The 259-nt window shown below is 71.0% G+C and carries 1 protein-coding gene; it reads left to right on the forward strand.

The features are described from left to right. Window positions 1-259 (forward strand): DUF4118 domain-containing protein (locus H926_RS33640; RefSeq protein WP_043610517.1); only part of this gene is annotated, 259 nt, incomplete at both ends.

Below are 259 nucleotides of genomic sequence, written 5' to 3' on the forward strand. Positions count from 1 at the left end.
TCGCGCACGGCGCGCAGGCGCGTATCGCGTTGGACCGCGCGCCGATCGGGGCTTGGGGCTGGGGGCCGTTGGTGCGTGGCCTGGTGCCGGCGCTGGGCGCCACGGCGCTGGTTACGGCACTGGGCCGCCTGCTGTTTGCCGCCGCGCCGATCACCAACGTGGCATTGCTCTATTTCCTGCCAGTGATGCTCGCCGCCACGCGCTATGGCCTGGCCACCGGGGTGATCACCGGTCTGGTCGCCTCGCTCGCCTACAACTT

The sequence above is a fragment of the Novosphingobium sp. B-7 genome (assembly GCF_000410615.1).
GTDB classification, from domain to species: domain Bacteria; phylum Pseudomonadota; class Alphaproteobacteria; order Sphingomonadales; family Sphingomonadaceae; genus Novosphingobium; species Novosphingobium capsulatum.